Consider the following 1,531-nt stretch of genomic DNA (forward strand, 5'->3'; position numbering starts at 1 on the left):
CCCCCATGACGACCGCCTATGATAACTTCTCCCCCCTCTTTTTTTCCTAATTCAATATACGAGCATACCTTGTCATATTGTGAGGAGTTAGCAATTGGTCCCATTGAGCTTTTTAGATTCATTGGATCTCCTAGTTGAATTTGCTGAGCTATTACTTCTTTCATTTTGATAATCATCTCATCAAAAATCGGCCTTTGAATAAGAATCCGTGATCCACCTACACAGAGTTGACCTGCGTTACCACTGAAGATTCCATAAATTGTAACTCCTTGTGCAGCTTTATCAAGATCAGCATCTGCAAAGACTATGTTTGGTGACTTCCCACCCAGTTCTAAAATCATCGGCTTTGGTTTCCGAGCTATTGATTGCGCAATCGCCCTAGCCGTTCCTCCAGATCCAGTTAGACTAATCTTGTTTACTCCAGGATGACTGACTAATGTATCTCCTACTTCCCCTCCATTTCCTGATACAACATTTAGAATTCCAGGTGGAATGATCTTATTAATTAGTTCACCATATCGCAATGAAGCAATAGATGCCATTTCTGATGGTTTAATAATCACCGTATTTCCAGCAGCAAGCGCATAAGCTGCTTTAATAGAAAAAGTAAAAAGTGGGGAGTTCCATGGAAGAACGCCTACTACGACCCCTAATGGTTCCCTCAATGTATATCCAACGCTTGTTGGACCCAATTGAACAGTTTTCCCCTTACTTCCAACAGCCGTTGCTCCTGCTGCATCATACCAAAGACTTGCTAAACTAGGGATTAGACCATAGCTCGTTTCTTTAATTACCCATCCATTATCTCTTGTTTCTAGTTCAGCTAACTCTTCACCATGTTGAATGATTAAGTCACCTATTTGTCTTAAAAAAGCAGCACGCTCCATAGCCGGTCGAGACGACCACTCCTCAAAAGCTGCTCGAGCTGCTTCTACTGCCGATTCAGCATCTTGGCTGGTGCTACAAGGAAATGTAGCCCAGACCTTTCCTGTTGAAGGATCAATACTCTCTAATCGGGTTCCCGAAGAAGAAGAAATCAGGTTTCCATTAATGATATTATGAAACTCTCTTATTTCATTTGCAGTTTTCAATGAAAATCTCCGCCCTTTCAAAATAAGTAAGCCTTTTAAACAGAAATAATAGCTTCATCTTTGTTAGACCAACCTAATGCTGTAGCCGCTTGATTATAATAATGCTCTGTACTGCCTAAATAATTTTCATAGAACCTAGCACGCTTGACAAAAAGATGGCAATCAATTTCTTCTGTAAATCCAATGCCGCCATGAATCTGAATATTATCGGAAGAAATACGGGTAAATGCGTCAGTTGCAAATAATCGAGCGCAAGAAATAGCCTGAACACGATCTTCTGCATTACTTTCCAAAGCCCAGTTTGCGTAATAAGCTAAGGACCGAGCTGTCTCAAGATCCATTTTCATATCTACTATTCTATGTTTAATGGCTTGAAATCTTCCGATAGGCTGACCAAACTGTTCCCGAATTTTTGCATACTCTGCAGCCATCTCTACCAC

At 40.7% G+C, this 1,531-nt stretch carries 2 protein-coding genes; both read right to left on the bottom strand.

The annotated features are described in order from the left end of the window. Window positions 1-1,091 (bottom strand): aldehyde dehydrogenase family protein (locus tag AC1DUW_RS28425; protein WP_477644131.1); only part of this gene is annotated, 1,091 nt, incomplete at its 3' end. Window positions 1,092-1,126: 35 nt separating this feature from the next. Further along, on the bottom strand, window positions 1,127-1,531 hold a 405-nt coding region (locus AC1DUW_RS28430), incomplete at its 5' end, for an acyl-CoA dehydrogenase family protein (RefSeq protein WP_477644132.1).

The sequence above is a fragment of the Peribacillus sp. P4_C12 genome (genome assembly GCF_056402095.1).